This window comes from Geobacter anodireducens (assembly GCA_001628815.1).
Lineage (GTDB): Bacteria > Desulfobacterota > Desulfuromonadia > Geobacterales > Geobacteraceae > Geobacter > Geobacter anodireducens.
In genome coordinates, this window is sequence record CP014963.1 from 3406186 (window position 1) to 3425540 (window position 19355).

Annotated in this window: 14 protein-coding genes and 2 pseudogenes; all 16 read right to left on the bottom strand. The window is 64.9% G+C overall.

Going from position 1 to position 19355, the window contains the following annotated elements:
- Positions 1-35: 35 nt before the first annotated feature.
- Positions 36-1412: an argininosuccinate lyase gene (locus tag A2G06_15655; protein ID ANA41433.1), complete on the bottom strand. Its 1377-nt coding sequence runs from the start codon at positions 1410-1412 to the stop codon at positions 36-38.
- Between the two features lie 21 nt (positions 1413-1433).
- A complete protein-coding gene (locus A2G06_15660) occupies positions 1434-2597 on the bottom strand; it encodes a hypothetical protein (protein ANA41434.1) in 1164 nt (387 codons plus the stop codon).
- A 10-nt stretch (positions 2598-2607) separates the two neighbouring features.
- On the bottom strand, positions 2608-3051 hold the full coding sequence (locus A2G06_15665; GenBank protein ID ANA41435.1) for a DNA mismatch repair protein MutT: 444 nt from the start codon (positions 3049-3051) through the stop codon (positions 2608-2610).
- Between the two features lie 165 nt (positions 3052-3216).
- Positions 3217-4437, bottom strand: coding sequence for an argininosuccinate synthase (locus A2G06_15670; protein ANA41436.1), 1221 nt, complete (start codon positions 4435-4437; stop codon positions 3217-3219).
- A gap of 32 nt (positions 4438-4469) precedes the next feature.
- Positions 4470-5381 (bottom strand): ornithine carbamoyltransferase, encoded by a 912-nt coding sequence (locus A2G06_15675; GenBank protein ANA41437.1) that lies wholly within the window; start codon positions 5379-5381, stop codon positions 4470-4472.
- Entirely contained in the window at positions 5378-6577 is a 1200-nt protein-coding gene (locus A2G06_15680; GenBank protein ANA41438.1) for an acetylornithine aminotransferase, read from the bottom strand. Before A2G06_15680 ends, A2G06_15675 begins: the two co-directional genes overlap by 4 nt.
- Before the next feature lie 80 nt (positions 6578-6657).
- Positions 6658-7535 (bottom strand): annotated as a pseudogene (locus A2G06_15685) (acetylglutamate kinase).
- Positions 7536-7671: 136 nt separating this feature from the next.
- Positions 7672-8787: a hybrid sensor histidine kinase/response regulator gene (locus A2G06_15690; protein ID ANA41439.1), complete on the bottom strand. Its 1116-nt coding sequence runs from the start codon at positions 8785-8787 to the stop codon at positions 7672-7674.
- A 22-nt stretch (positions 8788-8809) separates the two neighbouring features.
- Positions 8810-11437 carry an alanine--tRNA ligase gene (locus A2G06_15695; GenBank protein ANA41715.1) on the bottom strand — a complete coding sequence of 876 codons (2628 nt, stop codon included), beginning with the start codon at positions 11435-11437 and terminating at the stop codon, positions 8810-8812.
- Between the two features lie 67 nt (positions 11438-11504).
- Positions 11505-11981 (bottom strand): recombinase RecX, encoded by a 477-nt coding sequence (locus A2G06_15700; protein ID ANA41440.1) that lies wholly within the window; start codon positions 11979-11981, stop codon positions 11505-11507.
- A gap of 28 nt (positions 11982-12009) precedes the next feature.
- On the bottom strand, positions 12010-13170 hold the full coding sequence (locus A2G06_15705) for a type IV pili twitching motility protein PilT (GenBank protein ID ANA41441.1): 1161 nt from the start codon (positions 13168-13170) through the stop codon (positions 12010-12012).
- Positions 13171-13173: 3 nt separating this feature from the next.
- On the bottom strand, positions 13174-14190 hold the full coding sequence (locus A2G06_15710; protein ANA41716.1) for a DNA recombination/repair protein RecA: 1017 nt from the start codon (positions 14188-14190) through the stop codon (positions 13174-13176).
- Positions 14191-14322: 132 nt separating this feature from the next.
- A complete protein-coding gene (locus tag A2G06_15715; GenBank protein ID ANA41442.1) occupies positions 14323-16452 on the bottom strand; it encodes a histidine kinase in 2130 nt (709 codons plus the stop codon).
- 43 nt (positions 16453-16495) lie between these two features.
- Positions 16496-17736 (bottom strand): annotated as a pseudogene (locus tag A2G06_15720) (damage-inducible protein CinA).
- Positions 17733-18185, bottom strand: coding sequence for a phosphatidylglycerophosphatase A (locus A2G06_15725; GenBank protein ANA41443.1), 453 nt, complete (start codon positions 18183-18185; stop codon positions 17733-17735). Before A2G06_15725 ends, A2G06_15720 begins: the two are co-directional and overlap by 4 nt.
- Complete coding sequence (locus A2G06_15730; protein ANA41444.1) at positions 18182-19348, bottom strand: hypothetical protein; 1167 nt, start codon at positions 19346-19348, stop codon at positions 18182-18184. The genes A2G06_15725 and A2G06_15730 overlap by 4 nt, the downstream gene beginning before the upstream one ends.
- Positions 19349-19355: the final 7 nt, after the last annotated feature.

Sequence of the window (19355 nt, forward strand, 5' to 3'; positions counted from 1 at the left end):
CCCCTCCCCGGCCCTGTGCCGCGACGCGAATCACGCTATCTCCCCACTTTGGCCCGCTCGATCTCCGCCCTGACCCGCTCCAGGGCCGTGCCGCCGGTGGCGGCCCGGGCGTTGACCGACGCTTCCAGGGTGATCGCGTCGAAGATGTCCTCGCCGATCTTGTCCGAGAACCCCTGCCATTCATCCATGGTCAGGTCCGGGAGATCTTTGCCGTTGGCGATGCAGTAGGCCACGGTCTTCCCCACCACCTCGTGGGCGTCGCGGAAGGGCATCCCCTGGCGGACCAGGTAGTCGGCCACGTCGGTGGCGGTGGAGAATCCCTTGGCGGCCGCGGCCCGCATGTTCCCGGCGTTGATCCGCATCTCCCGCACCATGTCGGCGAAAATCTTGAGGCTCCCCTTCACGGTGTCGATGGTGTCGAAGAGGGGCTCCTTGTCTTCCTGCATGTCCTTGTTGTAGGCCAGGGGCAGAGCCTTCATGACCGTGAGGAGCGCCATGAGGTTGCCGTAGACCCGGCCGGTCTTGCCGCGGACCAGTTCCGGCACGTCCGGGTTCTTCTTCTGGGGCATGATCGAGGAGCCGGTGCAGAAGGAATCGGTCAGCTCCACGAACTTGAACTCGCTGGTGGACCAGAGGATCAGCTCTTCGGAGAAGCGGGAGAGGTGCATCATGAGGATCGAGGAGGCCCCCATGAACTCCAGGGCGAAGTCCCGGTCCGATACCGAATCGAGGGAGTTGCGGGTCACGGCGGGGAAGTCCAGCAACTCGGCCACGTACTCCCGGTCGATGGGGAAAGTGGTCCCGGCCAGGGCGCCGGCGCCGAGCGGAAGGGCGTTCATCCGCCGCAGGCAGTCCTCCATCCGCCCCTTGTCCCGGGTGAACATCTCCACGTAGGCCATCATGTGGTGGGAGAAGAGGATGGGCTGGGCGGTCTGCAGGTGGGTGTAGCCGGGCATGATGACGCCCAGGTTGGCTTCCGCCTGGTAAATGAGGGAGTCCACCAGCATATCCAGGTAGGCGGAGATCTCCACGATCTCGTCCCGCAGGTAGAGGCGGATGTCGAGGGCAACCTGGTCGTTGCGCGAACGGCCGGTGTGGAGCCGCTTGCCGGCCTCGCCGATCTTTTCCGTGAGACGCGCCTCGATGTTCATGTGGATGTCTTCCAGGGCCACGGAGAAGTCGAACTTCCCGGCCTCGATCCGGGCAAGGACCTCCTGGAGCCCCGCCACGATCTTTTCAACCTCGGCCATGGGGAGGATGCCCTGCTTGCCCAGCATCCGCGCGTGGGCAATGGATCCCCGGATGTCCTGATGGTAGAGCCGCTTGTCGAAGTCGATGGAAGCGGTGAATTCCTCGACGAATTGATCGGTCGGCTCGGAAAAGCGGCCGCCCCAGAGTTTTTCGTGTGCCATAGGTGTCTCCTGATGGTGTGATTACGTGTTCTGCGCGATCTCGAACCCCGCCACCATCTCATCCCCGCTGATCTTGACCCAGCCGCCGTCCCGGGACGGACGCATGATCGTGTGGACCTTGAGGGGGACCCGCGTGGTGCGCGGATCGATCTCGTGGTGGAGCGGAAGGTTGAAGTAGTAGAGGCGGGTCCCGGTCCCGAAGCGGAGCCGGCAGATCGGGGCGCCGTCGAAATCGTCGGTGGAGAACTCCGAGAGCTGCACCCGCGCCAGGCGGTGGCTGCTGTTGATGACCACGGAGGAGGTGCCGAAGGCGTGCCCGCCGGGAGCGTCCTCGATCCGGGTCTCCTCGGAGGTGTTGCCGAAGACCGTCACCGTTTCCCGCACGCCTGGCGTGTCCTCCAGGTACTCGCCGTAGAATCCGGAGAGCACGTCCCGGTAGGCCCGGTGCTCGGGCTTGGGGTCACACTGGATCACGAAGATGGTGTCCAGGGTCTGCCGGGTGGAGAAGTAGAGCTGGTTGGCGTGGTCAATGATCTGCTTGATGTTGGAGCTGTACAGGTCCCGGTAGAGGTAATCCAGGCAGATCAGGACCATGAAGTTGAAGCAGGAGGGGCGGCTCCGGAAAAGGTAGAAGTGGCGCCCGCGGTAGAGATCGTGGAACTTGTCCAGGAACTCCTCCCCGTGGAAGGGGTGGCTCTTGGCCTCCAGGAAGACGCGCAGCCTGCCCGTGGCCTCCTTCACCGCGATGCAGCACCAGTTCACCGGCATCTCCAGCACGTCGCCCGAGTCGATGTCCCGGTCCACCAGCTCGATGGCCTCGGCGTTGTCCTCCCGGAACCGCTCCAACATCTCCCGGTAGGTCTTGAGGCTCACGTGCTCCACCCCGAACATGGTGACGGTGTTGGGGCGGAAGGTGCCGTTGATCGCGTTCAGCATCTCGTCGAACCGGCTGACCGGGACGTGGGCCTCCGGGAGCATGAGGAAGTGGAGCTTCTTCAGGTTCCCCTCGCCGGCCGCCACCAGGTCGAGGATCGACCGGACCCGCTCCCACTGGCGGTCGGGCTCCACGATGGCGAATCCCTTCTCCGCCCCCCGCAGGTGGTTCGGCACCTGGGCGATCATGCAGTGGAGGTGGTGCCCCAGCGGGTATTCGAGATTCACCTTCTTGTCGATGATCTGGACCATGGGAACCTTGTCATGTCTCGCAACTGCAGAGCTCCGGAAATACCTTGCCGAGGATGAAACGGGTCCCTTCGGGCATTGTGTAGCCCGCCAGCTCCCCGCGGGGAACCCAGCGAGCCTCCTCCACCTCGGCCCGGTTATGGTCGATGTCGCAGTAGATGGGGTGGCAGAGGTAGTAGAGGATAATGAAGTGGTAGTTGTCCTCCCCCGGGGTCACGTGCTCGAACACGTCGATGAGGTCTTCCACCTCCACCTGGAGCCCCACCTCTTCCATAACCTCCCGCTGGAGGGCCGCAATGATCGGCTCGCCCAGGTCAATCTTCCCCCCGGGCATGACCCATTCGCCCTTGAAGGGATTCACGTTCCGCTTGGTGAGGAGCACCTGGCCCTCATCGTCCACGATGACGGCCACGACAGAGGTGACGATGTGGTCTTTCTTGAATGCTTTCTCGGCCATGGGATAGACGAAGGGACACGGCGGACCGTGCCCCTTTTGATCTTTCTGAAAACGCGAATTTCTCGCAGGATCAAGGTCTCAAGAACCTGCGCGGAGGCGTACTGAACGTACGCCGCACAAGCAGTTTCGCAGGGCAATGCAGAGCGTGCGGAAAAGGCGCGCTTTCTACTTCTTCCCCTGCATGAGCGCTCTGATCCGCAGCCGCAGGCTGTTGATCTTGATGAAGCCGGTGGCGTCGGCCTGGTTGAAGACCTGATCCTTCTCGAAGGTGGCGAAGTCCAGATTGAAGAGGGAGTTGGTCTCGGACTTGCGCCCCACGGTGCGGCAGTGCCCCTTGTAGAGTTTCACCCGGGCCACGCCGTTCACGCACTTCTGGGAATCGTCGATCAGGGTCTGGAGCATCTCCCGCTCCGGCGAGAACCAGTAGCCGGCATAGACCTGGCGGGCGTACTCGGGGATGAGGGAGTCGCGGATCCGCATGACCTCGCGGTCCATGGTGATCTGCTCCACCGCCGAGTGGGCCTCGCGCAGGATGGTGCCGCCGGGGGTCTCGTACACGCCCCGGGACTTCATGCCCACGGAGCGGTTCTCCAGGAGATCGACCCGGCCGATGCCGTGCTCGCCGCCGATGTAGTTCAGGTGGGCCAGGAGCTGGGCCGGGCTCATCTTCTCGCCGTCAACCGCCACGGCGTTCCCGTTCTTGAACTCGATCTCCACGAACTGGGGCTTGTTGGGGGCCTTTTCCGGCGCCTTGGTCAGCACGTACATGTTCTCGGGGGGCTCGGCCCAGGTATCTTCCAGGATGCCGCCTTCGAAGGAGATGTGGAGGAGGTTGCGGTCCGAGGACCAGGGACGCTTCTTGGTGACCGGGATCGGGATCCCGTTCTTCCTGGCGTAGTTCACCAGGGCCTGGCGGCTGTTGAGCTTCCACTCGCGCCAGGGGACCACCACGGTGATGGCCGGGTCGAAGTGGTAGTAGGCCAGCTCGAAGCGGACCTGGTCGTTCCCCTTGCCGGTGGCGCCGTGGGAGACGGCGTCGGCCCCCTCGATCTTCGCAATCTCCATCTGGCGCTTGGCGATGAGAGGCCGGGCAATGGAGGTGCCCAGGAGGTAGTGCCCCTCATAGATGGCGTTGGCGCGGAACATGGGGAACACGAAATCCCTGACGAACTCTTCCTTCAAATCGTCGATGTAGACCTTGTCTGCACCGGTGGCGATGGCCTTGTCCCGGATCGGCGCCAGTTCGTCCCCTTGGCCCAGGTCGGCCGAGAAGGCGATGACCTCGCAGCCGTACTCGTTCTTGAGCCACTTGAGAATGATGGATGTGTCGAGTCCGCCCGAATAGGCAAGGACGATCTTTTTCACGTCTTTGTGCACTTTGGCCATGGGGATCTCCTTTGGATCGGTATGAAATCGGGTTACTTCATCAATGAAGCCATGATGGCTTTCTGAATGTGGAGCCGGTTTTCGGCCTCGTCCCAGACGGCGGAGCGAGGGCCTTCGATGACGCTGTCGGTGATCTCCTCGCCCCGGTGGGCCGGGAGGCAGTGGAGGACCATGCAGTCGGGCCGGGCCAAGGCAACCAGGGCGTCGTCGAGGCAGTAGCCCTGGAACGCCGCCTCACGCTCCTTCTGCTCCTGCTCCTGCCCCATGCTGGCCCAGACATCGGTGTTGACGACGTCGGCGTCGCGCACGGCCTCCTCAGGGTCCTCGGTGATGGTGATGGAGGACGTGGCCCGCTGCTGGGCCCAGTCCCAGACCTGACGGTCGGGCTCGTACCCGGTGGGGCAGGCCAGGGCCAGGTCGAAGCCCAGGATGGCGGCCGCCTCGATCCAGGTATTGGCCATGTTGTTGCCGTCGCCGACCCAGGCGAATTTCAGCCCCTGGTATCCCCCCTTGTATTCAATGACCGTAAAAAGGTCGGTCATGATCTGGCAGGGATGGAACAGGTCGGTGAGGCCGTTGATGACCGGCACCGACGAGTAGCGGGCGAACTCCTCAACGATCTCCTGGCCATAGGTGCGGATCATGACGCCGTCGCAGTAGCGGGCCATGACACGGGCCGTGTCCCTGATGGGCTCGCCCCGCCCCATCTGGGACGTGGCCGAGGAGATGAACAGGGGATGGGCTCCCAGTTGGGCGACCCCCACCTCGAAGGAGACGCGGGTCCGGGTGGACGATTTCTCGAAGATGAGGGCCACGCTCTTCCCCTCCAGCAACCGGTGGGGAATGCCCTGCTTCTGCTTGTCCTTCAACTCCCGGGTAAGGGTGAAGAGCCCGTCGAGCTCCTCTTTCGTAAACTGGTTGAGGGCCAGAAAGTGCCTGGTCATTTCGTCATTTCCTCCAGGATGCCGTCAAGGACGGCGATCATGTCGTTCACTTCCTGCTTGGTCACCACCAGGGGGGGGACGAACCGGAGCACCCGGTCCTGGGCCACGTTCAGGAGCACGCCCCGTTCCAGCCCCTTGAGCACGATGTCGCCGGCCGGCACCGACAGTTCCATGCCGACCATGAGGCCGATGCCCCGCACGTCGGTGATGATGTCGTATTTTCCCTTGAGCCGCTCCAGCTCCCCCACCAGGTACTCGCCCATCTCCTCGGCCCGGTTCAGGAGCCCTTCCTCCAGCACGGCCCGGACGGCTGCCAAACCCGCGGCGGTGACCAGGGGATTGCCCCCGAAGGTTGAGCCGTGGGTGCCGGGTGAAAAGGACGCGGCGATCTCGTCCCGAGCCAGCATGGCGCCGATGGGGGCGCCACCGGCAAGGGCCTTGGCCAGGGTCATGATGTCGGGGGTCACGTCGAAGTGCTCATGGGCGAAGAGCTTGCCGGTCCGCCCGATCCCCACCTGAACTTCGTCGAAGATGAGGAGCAGGCCGTGGCGGTCGCAGATCTCCCTTACCTTCCGGAAGTAGTCGGCGGAGGGGACGACCACGCCCCCCTCCCCCTGGATCGGCTCCAGCATCACCGCGCAGGTCGTGGGGGTGACCGCCGCCTCCAGAGCCGCGGCATCGTCGAAGGGAACGTAGGTGAAGCCATGGAGGAGCGGGTCGAAAAATTTCTGGACCTTCTCCTGGCCCGTGGCGGAAATGGTGGCCATGGTCCGGCCGTGGAAGGAGGCCAGCGCCGTAATGATCCCGTAGCGCTCGGCGTCGCCGGTCTTCTCCCGGGCATGCTTGCGGGCCAGCTTGATGGCGGCCTCGTTGGCCTCGGCGCCGCTGTTGCAGAAAAAGACCTTGTCCGCGAAAGAGTGGGCGCAGAGCAACTCGGCCAGCTCGATCTGGTTCGGGATGTGGTAGTAGTTGGAACAGTGGATCATCTCGGCGGCCTGCGTGCGCAAAGCCTCAACCACCTTCGGGTGGCAGTGCCCCAGGTTGTTCACGGCCACGCCGGCAAGGAAGTCCAAATACTCCTTCCCGTCAGCGTCCCAGACCCGGCACCCTTCTCCCCGCACCGGCACCAGGGGGTACCGGCCGTAGGTCTTCATGATGTATTTGTCAGCCTTTGCAATCCATTGTGCGGTCTTCATATCAGCGATCCTCATGGGCGGCCTGGGCCGCGCCTGTCCGTTTCATGCCTCTGATCGGGGCTTCCTGCCGGGAGAGGCCGTCATCGGTGAATCTCGGTGCCGACGCCGACGTCGGTGAAGATCTCCAGCAGAACCGCGTGCAGCACCCGGCCGTCGATGATGGAGGCCTTTCTGACACCCTCCTGGATGGCATCGACGCAGCAGGTGACCTTGGGAATCATGCCGCCGGTGATGACGCCGCCGTCGATGAGGTTGGGCACCGTATCGAGGTGGATGCTGGAGAGGAGGTCACCCGCCTTGTCCTTCACCCCTGCCACGTCGGTGAGCAGGATCAGCTTCTCGGCCCGCAGGCTCCGGCCACCCGGCCGGCCACCAGGTCGGCGTTCACGTTGTAGCTCTCCCCCTGCTCACCCACCCCCACCGGGGCGATGACCGGGATGAACTTGCCGTGCTCCAGGGTCTGGATCAGCTCCTGGTTCACCTTGACCACATCGCCCACGAAGCCGATGTCCACCGGCTCCACGGTGCCGTCATCCTGCCTGATCTCCTGGAGAAGCTTGCGACAGAGGAGGAGATTGCCGTCCTTGCCCGAGAGCCCCACGGCCCTGCCCCCGTGCTGGTTCAGGTACCCCACCACCTCTTTGTTCACCTGACCGGTGAGGACCATTTCCACCACCTGCATGGTGGCGGCGTCGGTGACCCGCATCCCCTTCACGAATTCGGAAACGATGCCGTACCGCTTGAGGGTTTCGTTGATCTGGGGGCCGCCGCCGTGGACCACGACGGGATTGATGCCGAGGGACTTCAGCATGATGACGTCGAGGGCGAAGGACTCCTTCAGTGCCTCGTCGGCCATGGCGTGTCCGCCGTACTTGATGACGATGGTCTTGCCGGAGAAGCGCCTGATGTACGGCAGCGCCTCCATGAGGGTATTTGCCTTGTCGATGAGATGCTGCATCCGGAATGGCCTCCCGGGCGGTGGGATAGGGGCGGGGACGGTCGCAAGAAAGGTGTAACTATAGCAGAACGGGGGAAATAATCAACCGTGAAAGGCGGCTCACCGGGTGCGCGCAACCGGTGGAACGACACTGGTCTCAGGCGGCTATGCGGGGCAGGGCGATGGTGATCCGGGTGCCCGCGCCGGGCTCGCTCTCGATGGAGATGGTGCCGTCGTGGAGCTTGACGAACTCGCGCGCATAGAAGAGACCGAGGCCAAAACCGCGGATCTGGCCGGTGCCTTCGGGGTCCACCTGGTAGAACTTCTCGAAGATCTTGGGCATTTCGTCGCGAGGGATACCCACGCCCGTGTCCTCGACGGCCAGCAGGTAGTCGTCGCCGGACTCCCTGAGGGTGATGGTGATCTTCCCGCTCTCCCGGGAAAACTTGTAGGCGTTGTCGATGATCTGGCCAATGGCGAAGGATATTTTTTCCCGGTCCAGGGAGATCGGGGGCAGCGGGGCCAGGTCGAAGGAGGTGACGATGCCGGGCTTGGCGACCGCCTCCCGGGACGAGGTGACGAGCTTGGGAATCATGTCCTGCAACAGGCACGGCTCGGGCTGGATGCCCGCCTCGGCGTCCATGAAGCGGCTGAAGGCGAGGAGTTCGCTCACCAGGCTTTCCAGGTAGCGGGACTGGCCGAAGATAAGCTCCAGGTTCCTGCGGGACTCCGGGTCGTCGGGGTCGTAGACGCCGCAGGCGAGATTCTGGAGAAAGAGCGAGATGGCGGTGAGCGGCGTCCGGAACTTGTGGGAGATGAGCGACAGAAAGTTGCTCTTGAGCCGGTCCATGCTCTTGAGGTTGGCGATCTCCTCCTTGAGGACCTTCTTGTCCAGGGCGCGGTCCACTGCCGTCTTGAGCTGAAGCAGGTTCAGGGGCTTGGTGATGAAGTCGTCGGCATCCGCCTTGAGCGCATTGAGGATGATGTCCTTTTCAGCGTAACCGGTCATGACGATGACCACGAGCGTCGGCTCCATCTCCTTGAGGCGCCGCAGGAGCTCGATGCCGTTCAGCTTCGGCATCATCACGTCGGTGAGGATCACGTCGATCCCCCCCCGCTCGAACAGGCGCAGTGCCTCTTCGCCGTCCCCGGCCTGGAGGACCCGGTACCCCTTGAGGGCCTTGGCGCACAGGTCGCGGATCACCGATTCGTCGTCCACGACGAGAATCGACTTGAGACCGTGCTCGGACTGCATCTTGGTCACGATATCCATGGTGTTCCTGCCGTTTCCCCGATCAGGGGACGAGTTCACACACCTTGCCGAGGGCCTCGCCGAGCTTGTCCGGCAGGGTCCCGCCCGCCTGGGCCAGCTCCGGCTTCCCTCCTCCGCTACCACCGATGATGGGGGCAAGCTGACGGATCAGGTCGCCGGCCTTGACGCGGCCGGTCAGATCCTTGGTCACCGCCACCAGAAGATTCGCCTTTCCTTCCTTGATGCACCCGAGGGCCACCACCCCGGAGCCGAGCCGGTCCTTGAGGGTGTCGGCCAACTCCCGGAGCTTCTTCGGATCGTCCACCTCGGCCAGGGTGGCGAGGACCTTGACGCCGTTCGCCTCCCGGACGCCCGCCAGCAGGTCAGCCGAGCGGGCGGCGTTGAGGCGCGCCTCCAGGGTCTCGATCTCCCGCTGCATCTCCTTCTGGCGCGCCAGCAGCCGCTGGAGGCGCTCCACGTTGTCCCCCCCCTCGGCCTTGATCAGGGCGGCGATCTCTTTCCGTTCGTCCTCCAGCTCCTGCACGTGGCGCAGGGCACCCATGCCGGTCAGGGCCTCGATGCGGCGGACCCCCGCGGCGATCCCCGCCTCGGAGAGGATCTTGAAGAAACCGATGTCGCCGGCGGCGTGGACATGGGTGCCGCCGCACAACTCCATGCTCACCTCGCCCACCCTCACCACCCGGACGGTGTCCCCGTATTTTTCGCCGAACAGGGCGGTGGCGCCGATCTCCATGGCCTCGTCCAGGGCCATTTCCCGGGCATGGACGTCGTCGTTAACCATGATGCAGGAGTTGACGATCTCCTCGACCCGCCGGGTCTCTTCGGGCGTCATGGCCGCGAAGTGGGTGAAGTCGAAGCGGAGGCGGTCCGGCCCCACCAGGGAGCCCGACTGCTTCACATGGTCTCCCAGCACCTGGCGCAACGCCGACTGAAGGAGGTGGGTCGCGGTATGGTTGCGGGCAGTGGCGTCGCGGCCCGGCGCGACCTTCAGATCGCAGGCGTCGCCCTGCCGGATGGTGCCCTCGACCACGGTCCCCCGGTGGACGATGAGGTCCGGGAAGGGACGGAGCGTCTCCGTCACCTCCACGTGGGCGCTGCCCGTGGAGATGGTGCCGGTGTCTCCCACCTGGCCGCCCGACTCGCCGTAGAAGGGAGTGGCATCGGTGATGATCTCCACCCGGTCGCCGGCCGAGGCCTCGACCACCTCGGCCCCTCCCTTGAGAAGGACCGTCACCGGCGAATAGGCGGTGCGGGATTCGTAGCCCGTGAAACGGCTCCGGACGCCCCGGGAATGGAGGGTCTTGTGGACCTCGGCGATCCCCTCCTCGCCGGAGCCCTTCCAGTGCTCCCGGGCCTGCTCCCGCTGGCGCTCCATGCAGGCTTCGAAGCCGTCTTCGTCGATGGTGAACCCTTCGCTCCGGACGATATCCGCGGTGAGATCCGTGGGAAAGCCGAAGGTGTCGTAGAGCCGGAACAGGGTTTCGCCGGGGATGACCGTGCGCCCCTCGCCCTTGAGCTCCGCCACGGCCTCGTTGAGAATGGCGAGTCCCCGGTCGAGGGTTTCGGCAAAGCGCTCCTCCTCGGCCCGGATCACCTTTCTGATGTACTCCTCACGCTCCAGAAGTTCCGGGTAGGCGTCGCCCATCATGGCGCTGACGGCCTCCACCATCCGGCAGATGACCGGTTCGGCAAAGCCGAGCATCTTCGCGTGTCGGGCGGCCCGGCGCATGATCCGGCGCAGCACGTAGCCCCGCCCCTCGTTGGAGGGGAGGACCCCGTCGCAGATCAGGAAGGTGGTGGCCCGGACGTGGTCCGCCATGACCCGCATGGAGACGTCGTCTTTCTCGCTGTGCCGGTAGCGCTTGCCCGAGAGCTTTTCCACGTGCCCGATGATCCCCTGGAACAGGTCGGTGTCATAGTTGGACTTCACCCCCTGCATGACCGTGGAGATGCGTTCGAGTCCCATGCCGGTGTCGACGGAGGGCTTGGGGAGAGGGGTCATGGTGCCGTCGGCGGAGCGGTTGAACTGCATGAAGACGTTGTTCCAGATCTCCATGTACCGGTCGCAGTCGCACCCAACGGCGCAGTCGGGGCTGCCGCAGCCGACCTCGGGACCGTTGTCCCAGAAAATCTCGCTGCAGGGGCCGCAGGGGCCGGTGTCGCCCATGGCCCAGAAGTTGTCCTTCTCGCCGAAGCGGTAGATCCGCTCCCGGGGTACCCCCTCCTGCAGGTGCCAGATGTCGGCGGCCTCGTCGTCGTCCGTATAGACCGTCACGTAGAGGCGGTCCTTGTCGAGGCCCAGGTCTTTGGTGAGAAAATCCCAGGCAAAGGCGATGGCCTCTTTCTTGAAGTAGTCGCCAAAGGAGAAGTTGCCGAGCATTTCGAAGAAGGTATGGTGCCGGGCGGTGCGCCCCACGTTCTCCAGATCGTTGTGCTTGCCGCCGGCCCGGACACACTTCTGGGACGAGCAGGCCCTGACGTAATCTCGCTTCTCCAGGCCCAGGAAGCAGTCCTTGAACTGGTTCATGCCGGCATTGGCGAACAGGAGCGTGGGGTCATTGTGGGGGATGAGGGGGGAGCTGGGCACGACGGCATGCCCCCGGTCGGCGAAGAACTTGAGAAATCGGGCGCGTATCTCTTTTCCGGTCATCGGGTCCTCTGTATCTGCATGATCATTGTAATGGGTATGGTCAATCTCTTCGTACGGTGCCGCTCCGTCATTCATCAACGGGACACCGGAGCGCTTCAAGGATGGCACTGAGCCCGAATCCACGGCGCTGGAACCAGCCCACCACCCGTCGTTTTTCGCGGGGGTCCGCCGCGGCCGGATCAAAGCCGGGAAATTTCCGGGCCAGCAGGTCTCCGACCATGGCCCGCTCGTCGCAACCGGCCGTCTGGGCAAGGGCCTCCTCGGCCAAGTCCGGCGGAATCCCCCGGCGGCGCAGCTCGACCCGGAGCCGCGCTCCCACCATCTTCCCCTGGGCCAGGGCAGACTCCGCCAGGCGGCAGGCAACGCGGCGATCATCCAGGTAGCCGAACTCCCTGAGGCGCGCGACGATGCGGTCGATCTCCCCCGCGTCGATCCCCCTGGTCCTCAGCTTGCGGGCAAGCTCGGCTTCGCTGTGGTCCCGGCGCGAGAGGATGTCGAGGGCGGTGGACAACGGGTCGCGCCGCCGCTCCGGTCGGGAATGCATGCTTGAATCAACCTCGCGGGCCACCGGCCTAGAACTTCTCGATGCCCTCGACGGCGGCCTCTCCCTCCGCGGGGGGGGCCTCGTCATGGACGAAGTCGTCCCACGTGCTGTCGGAGGTGGACGAGATGCCGGACACCTTGAGGGCGAAGTCGTCGGGGTTGGACGACTGGCGGAGCGCCTCCTCGTAGGAGATGAGCTTCTGGGTGTAGAGCAGCATCAGGGACTGGTCGAAGGTCTGCATCCCGTACGAGGTATAGCCCTGGGCAATGGCTTCGGGGAGGAGTTTCGTCTTGTCCTTGTCGTCGATGTATTCCTTGATCCGGGCGGTGCCGATCATGATCTCGACTGCCGGTACCCGGCCCTTGCCGTCGGCTCGGGGGACCAGACGCTGGGAGACGACCCCCTTGATCACGCCGGCGAGCTGGATCCGGACCTGGCGCTGGTGATAGGGAGGGAAGACCGAGATGATCCGGTTGATGGTCTCGGTGGCATCCAGGGTGTGGAGGGTCGACATGACCAGGTGACCGGTCTCGGCCGCGTGCATGGCAGTCTCGATGGTCTCCAGGTCGCGCATCTCGCCGACCAGGATCACGTCCGGGTCCTGGCGGAGGGCACCCTTGAGGGCGGTGGCGAAGGAGACGGTGTCGAACCCCACCTCCCGCTGGGAGAGGATGCTCTTCTTGTCGCGATGGAGGAATTCCACCGGGTCCTCGACGGTGATGATGTTGCAGGTCCGGTGCTCGTTGATGTAGTCGATCATGGCGGCCAGGGTGGTGGACTTGCCGCTCCCCGTGGTGCCCGTGACGAGAATGAGGCCCCGTTCCTCCATGGCCAGCCTCTTGATGACCGGCGGCAGGGTCAGGTTCTCCATGGAGGGGATGCCGAAGGGAATGAAGCGGAACACCATGGCCACGGTGCCGCGCTGGGAGTAGACGCTCACCCGGAAGCGGCCCAGGCCCGGCACGCCGTAGGCGGTGTCGCACTCGAAGTGCTCCTCGAAGATGCGCTTCTGCCGGTCGTTCATGATGGCGAGCGCCATGGCGCGCACCTGGTCAGGGGCCAGCCGCGGCGCGTTCGGGATCGGCCGCAGGCGCCCGTCGATCCGCACGACGGGCGGGAGGCCCGTTTTGATGTGGACGTCGGACGCCTTGGCGCGGACCGCCACGGTGAGGATATCGTTCAGTTCCATGGGCTATGCCGCTTCCTTCGCCCCTTTGCGGGGGATGCCGGCCACGTCGTAAACCTTCCCTTCGATCTCGTCCACCAGCTCGGGCCGCTCCTTGAGGAAGAGGCGGGAATTTTCGCGCCCCTGGCCGATCCGGTCGCCGCCGTAGGAGAACCAGGCGCCGCTCTTGTCCACGATCCCCTTCTCCACGGCCAGGTCGAGGATGTCGCCCTCGCGGGAGATGCCCTCGCCGTAGTAGATGTCGAACTCCACCTCCCTGAAGGGGGGAGCCACCTTGTTCTTGACCACCTTTACCTTGGTGCGGGAGCCGATGACGTCCTGCCCCTGCTTGAGGGATGCGATCTTGCGGATATCGAGGCGGACCGAGGCGTAGAACTTGAGGGCGTTGCCGCCGGTGGTGGTTTCGGGGTTGCCGAACATGACGCCGATCTTCATCCGGATCTGGTTGATGAAGATGACGCAGCAGTTGGACTTGGAGATGATGCCGGTGAGCTTGCGCAGGGCCTGGGACATGAGCCGGGCCTGGAGCCCCATGTGGGAGTCGCCCATTTCCCCTTCGATCTCGGCCTTGGGGACCAGGGCCGCCACCGAGTCGATGACGAGAACGTCCACGGCGCCGCTCCTGACGAGCATCTCGGCGATTTCCAGGGCCTGCTCCCCGGTGTCTGGCTGGGAGACGAGCAGGTCGTCCGTCTTGACGCCGAGCTTGCGGGCATAGCCGATGTCAAGGGCGTGCTCGGCGTCGACGAACGCGGCGATGCCGCCCATTTTCTGAGCCTCGGCCGCGATATGCAGGGCGAGCGTGGTCTTGCCCGACGACTCGGGTCCGTAGATCTCGATGATCCGCCCGCGGGGGACGCCGCCAACGCCGAGGGCCAGATCAAGGGAGAGGGAGCCGGTGGGGATGGCGGCCACATCGGGGAGGGCTTCATCTGCCCCGAGGCGCATGATCGCCCCCTTGCCGAACTGCTTTTCTATCTGGCTGAGCGCAAGCTCTATCGCCTTTTCGCGTTCCTGGGTCACAATCGCCTCCTGGGCGGTGCCGGCGGCGGCCGGCGCCACGTTTCGTATCGGTCAGTTGACCAGAAATAACACAGATCTTTCGGTCTTTTCAAGGGTATCTTTCCGGCAGATCCGGCCTGTTTCGAACGGGTGTCACACTCCCTCTCCGGGGATGCCACCCGCCAGCGGATCCCGGGGGCCGGCCAGGGGAATGACCGGCGCCCGCAGGCTTTCCTCAAGGGGGATGAGAACCAGGAACGCGCTGCCGAAGCGGGCCTCCGGGTCGACCCCCGGGCTTTCGACCCAGACCATGCCCCCGTGGGCCTCCACCATCCCCTTGACGATGGCCAGCCCGAGCCCCGTCCCCTTGCCCTGGAACTTGAACTTGCCGCTGGAGTGGTGACGGATATCGCCGATCTCGTAAAATTTGTCGAATATCTTCACCTGTTCGTCGTGGCTGACCCCGATGCCGTTGTCGCGGACCGCCACCTCCAGATAGCAGCGATCCCCGATCTGGGTCGGGAAATCGGCATTGAAGCGCGCCAGGATCTCCCGCTTCGGGGCCAACGCCCGCCGGTCCACCACTCGCGCCGAGATGATGATCGTTCCCCCGTCCGGGGTGAACTTGACCGAGTTCTCCAGCAATTCCGAGAATATCTCCTCGAAGCACTCCTGGTCGCCGATGCAGTGGGGGAGTCCCTCCAGATTGTTGAAGGCGATTCGCAGGCTCCGCTCCGCCAGCAGCGGCTCAAGCTTCGTGACCACCTGGCTGAATACCTGGGAGATGTGGAGGGCACGCCGGGTCACGGTGGCGGACTTGGCCTCAAGACGGGCAACCTTGAGGATGTCGTTGACGATCTCGAAGAGGCGCTCTCCCCCCTCGTGGATCATGTCGAGGACCTGCCGGCTGTCGGGGTCGCCGGCAAGGCTCGATGAGGAGCGCAAAAAATCGGTGCCGCTGATGATGCTGGTGAGGGGGGTGCGAAACTCGTGGGAAATCATGCCGAGGAAGTTGTTCTTCATCCGGTCGATCCGCTCCAGCTCCTGATTGGCGCGTTCCACGAGAGTCAGGTTGGTACGGAGCCGGTGCTGGGAAAGGGCAAGCTCGTGGCTGCTTTTCTCCAGGAGGCGGAACGACCCCATGAGCTCATCGCTCTTCCACTTGAGCTCATTGAAGAGGCGGGCGTTTTCGATAATGATCCCCATCTGGCCGGCAATGGAAAAGAACAGCTTGAGCTCTTCGTCGGTGAAGGAGCGCGCCTGCCGGTTCAACAGGTACATGACTCCGGTGACCCGGTTCTTGGCGAACAACGGGACCGCCGCAAACCCCGTCCAGCCTGCCGACTCATCCGAGAGTCCCGCCATGCCCCCTTCCATGGCCAGATCGTCCAGGGCGAGGGGGCCGCGCGTGGCGGCAACCCTGCCCAGCAATCCGCCGTCGGCTCCGGCATCGAGCGCCTCCCTGAGCCGATCCGGAACGGAGCAAGTGGCTGCCGGGCGCAGGGTGCCGTCCCGTTCGCGCAGATGGATGCCGCCACCGTCAACGCCGAAGACTTCGATCGTTTCCCGCAGGGTCACGTCGAGGACCGTCTCCAGTTCCATCTCCTGGTTGGCTCTGGTGATGATGTTGACCAGGGAGGTGAGCTCCCGGTTGCGCTGGCGGATTTCCCGCTCGGCCCGGTGCTTGAACGTAATGTCCCTGATCGTGGCGTGCACCACCTTCTCGTCGCCCAGGTCGATGAGGCGGGCTTCCACCTCTCCCAGGAAGCGATCCCCTCCCTTGCGGCGGAACGCGATCCCGTCGGTCCGGCCCCTTCCGCGCCGCACCACCCGCAATACCAGCAGGGAAAACTTCTCCTGGTCTTCTTCGGGCACCAGGTCCTTCCCCTTGAGAGTGACCATTTCCTCCTTGCTGTACCCCAGCAGTTCGGTGCCCCGGCGGTTCACCTCCACCAGGAGCCCGGTGTCGGCATTGAAGACGAAAACCGCGGTGCCGGCCCCTTCCAGAAGACTCCGGTAGCGCCGGGCAATCTTGTCCAGCTCCCTCTGGTACTGCATGAGCTCGTGCAGGTGGGCCAGTTCATTGACGCTGCGTGTCTTGCGGTAGCTGACCACCATGAAAACGATGCAGGAAACGAGCAGGAACAGCACCAGGGCAAGGAAGTCGAGGAGGGGAAAGTCGTGGCGGCGGTAGACGACAAAGGAGGCCGCGAGCACGCCGAGCACCAGGAGCGCCGAAACACTGACAACTATCAGATACACCCTGTCGTTGCGTACGGACATGACGAGCTTTCCCGCTGCGTGCGAAAAAGGGGGCGGCTACGATTCAGGCGGCGAGGAGACGCCTCCTCAGCCAGTCCAGGGCCGTGACGGCCGTGACGGTCCGGATGGCGTCCCGTTCGCCGGCGAAGCGGTACGCCTTGACCGAGCAGCCCGCCCGGTCGGCCAGGGCCAGGTAGACCGTGCCGACCGGCTTGTCGTCGCTCCCCCCATCGGGACCGGCGATACCGGTGACGGCCAGGGCAAGGTCGCTGCCGGCTGCGTGGCGGGCCCCCCTGGCCATGGCACGGGCAACTTCGGCGCTTACGGCACCCTTTTCCGCCAGAAGCGCGGCCGGAACGCCCAGAAGCCGCTCCTTGGCCCCATTGGCATAGGTGACCAGCCCCATGGAAAAATAGGCGGAACTGCCGGCCACGTCGGTGATCCTCTTGGCGATGAGCCGCCGGTGCACGACTCGGCCAGGGCGAGGGTGAGCCCCTTTTCGCGAAACAGGCGGGCAACCGCCGTATCGATGGTGTCGTCCCCCTCGGCCACGATCACATCGCCCAAGCGCTCGCGCACCAGGGGCAGCCCCCCGGCAATGATTTCCGCGGCCTCTTCCTCGCTTCGGGCGGTGGCCCGCAGTTTCACCTGCACCATCGGAAAATCGACGCAGTAGGCAATGCCGAGCCCCTCGCGGGAGCGCTCCAGGCCACTCAACCGGCCGCCGATTTCCGCCTCGGAGAGGCCGAACAGCGTCAGCACCGCCGTACGGGTAACCTCTGGCCCGCTCCGCCGGTCAAGGACCAGGGGCACCACCGACTCCTCCAGCATCCTGGCCATCTCGGCCGGGACGCCGGGGAGAAAGACCAGAAGACATTCCCCGTGCAGCAGGTGGAAACCGCACGCCGTGCCGAGGATGTTCGGGATAAGCCCCGCCTTGGCCGGCAGGAGGCACTGGCGCTCATTGGCGGGATACAGCTCGCGCCCCCGCCGGGAGAAAAAGTCCCGCAACCGGTCAAGAGCCTCCTCGTTCAGGACGAGGCGGCGTCCCGTTGCCCGGGCCGCGGCCCGGGCCGTGACATCGTCGTCCGTGGGACCGAGCCCCCCCGTGACGATGACGGCATCATGGCCCGCCGCAAGCGTGCCGAGGGCCGCCTCGATCTCCCCCTCGTCATCGCCCACGGTCAGGTGCCTGCCCACGGCAAGCCCCGCGTCCGCCAGGCGTGCTGCGATGCGAGCGGCGTTGCTGTCCACCACTTCGCCCCGCAGGAGCTCGTCGCCGATGGAAAGGGTTGCGATCCTCACAGGTACCCCAGCAGCAGATGGAGCGCGGCGCAGGCGTAGAGCCCGGCAGCCACGTCGTCCAGCACCACGCCGTAGCCGTTTCTCATCCGTCGGTCGAAATAGCGGGCGGGCCAGACCTTCACCACGTCGAAGAAGCGGAAAAGGAGAAAGCCGGCCAGGATACTCCGCCAGTCGGCGGTCACCCCGGCCATGGTAATGAGATAACCGATCACCTCGTCAATGACCACCGTGCCGGGGTCCTTCTGGCCAAACTCCTCCTGGGCGCGTCCCGCCACCCAGGACGACAGGAAGAAGAACGGCACGAGGATGGCGAGGTAGAGCCAGAGGGGCAGCCGCGCCATGGCCATGTAGAGAGGGATGGCGCCGAGGGTGCCCACCGTGCCGGGGGCAACGGGCGACAGTCCCGTGCCGAACCAGGTGGCGGCAACGACCACGAATCGCCGGGTCACTGTCCGCACTCCCGCTCCACGATCCGGTAGACCTCCATGAGCGGCATGGCGCGCTCGGCGGCGATCCGGCAGCAATCGTCGTACTCGGGCGCCACGCGCGCCACCCCGTCCCCATTGATGACCTTCACCCGCACTCTGCCAAGGGTCGTATCCCGCTCTTCCACCACCCGCCGGAGCTTCAGCCTCCCCGCCGGGTGGAAGCGCACCCCGATGGCGGATGTTTCCCGCAGGACAAGCGCCGCAAGTTCGTCCCGTTGCTCGGGATGAACCACCACCGTGAGCCTGACCGCGGGCCGATTCTTCTTCATCTGGAGTGGGGAAAAGGCCGCGTCCAGGGCACCGGCGGCAAGACAGCGCTCCATGACGTGTCCCAGGATCTCCGGGCTCGTGTCGTCGATGTGGGTTTCGATGACCACCACGTCGTCCCGTTCGAACCCTCTGCCACTCTCCCCCTGGAAGACGCGCAGAATATTGGGAATGTCGGCGAAGTCCCGGGCCCCGGCTCCACAGCCGACACCGGTAACGGTCATGGCCGGTGCCGGACCGAAACCGGCGGCCAGAGCCGCCAGGATGGCCGCCCCGGTGGGCGTGACCCGTTCGCCGGGCCCCGCCTCGCCATGGACGGGGATGCCGCGCAGAAGCTCTGCCGTGGCGGGTGCCGGCACCGGCAAACGGCCGTGGGCCGTTTCAACGAAGCCGCTCCCCAGGGGCAGGACTCCCCCGTGGATGGCCTCGATCCCGAGCCAGTCGATGGCTGCGGCGGCACCGACGATGTCGGCGATGGAATCCACCGCCCCCACCTCGTGGAAGTGCACCCGTCCCAACTCGACGCCGTGGACCTTGGCCTCGGCCTCGGCCAGGCGGAAAAATATCCGCTGGGCCTTTTCCTTGATGCCGTCGGCAAGGGGGCTCTCTTCGATCATGGCTGCAATGTCGCCGTAGTGCCGATGGGGCTGGTGCTCTTCCACCTGCACCACGAAGCGGGTGGCGGCTATTCCCTTGCGGCTCGTCCGCTCCGTGGCAAGGGAATAGCTCGACCGGGGCAGACGGAGACACCCCACGGCGTCGCGCACCACCTCGAAGGGGACCCCCAGGTCCAGCAGCGCCGCCACGGTCATGTCGCCGGCAATGCCGGCAAAGCAGTCGAAATAAAGTATCTTCAAACGGACC

Coding starts and splice junctions, on each gene's coding strand:
- A2G06_15655 (ANA41433.1), bottom strand. CDS start 1,412: ATGGCACACGAAAAACTCTGGGGCGGCCGCTTTTCCGAGCCGACCGAT.
- A2G06_15660 (ANA41434.1), bottom strand. CDS start 2,597: ATGGTCCAGATCATCGACAAGAAGGTGAATCTCGAATACCCGCTGGGG.
- A2G06_15665 (ANA41435.1), bottom strand. CDS start 3,051: ATGGCCGAGAAAGCATTCAAGAAAGACCACATCGTCACCTCTGTCGTG.
- A2G06_15670 (ANA41436.1), bottom strand. CDS start 4,437: ATGGCCAAAGTGCACAAAGACGTGAAAAAGATCGTCCTTGCCTATTCG.
- A2G06_15675 (ANA41437.1), bottom strand. CDS start 5,381: ATGACCAGGCACTTTCTGGCCCTCAACCAGTTTACGAAAGAGGAGCTC.
- A2G06_15680 (ANA41438.1), bottom strand. CDS start 6,577: ATGAAGACCGCACAATGGATTGCAAAGGCTGACAAATACATCATGAAG.
- A2G06_15690 (ANA41439.1), bottom strand. CDS start 8,787: ATGGATATCGTGACCAAGATGCAGTCCGAGCACGGTCTCAAGTCGATT.
- A2G06_15695 (ANA41715.1), bottom strand. CDS start 11,437: ATGACCGGAAAAGAGATACGCGCCCGATTTCTCAAGTTCTTCGCCGAC.
- A2G06_15700 (ANA41440.1), bottom strand. CDS start 11,981: ATGCATTCCCGACCGGAGCGGCGGCGCGACCCGTTGTCCACCGCCCTC.
- A2G06_15705 (ANA41441.1), bottom strand. CDS start 13,170: ATGGAACTGAACGATATCCTCACCGTGGCGGTCCGCGCCAAGGCGTCC.
- A2G06_15715 (ANA41442.1), bottom strand. CDS start 16,452: ATGTCCGTACGCAACGACAGGGTGTATCTGATAGTTGTCAGTGTTTCG.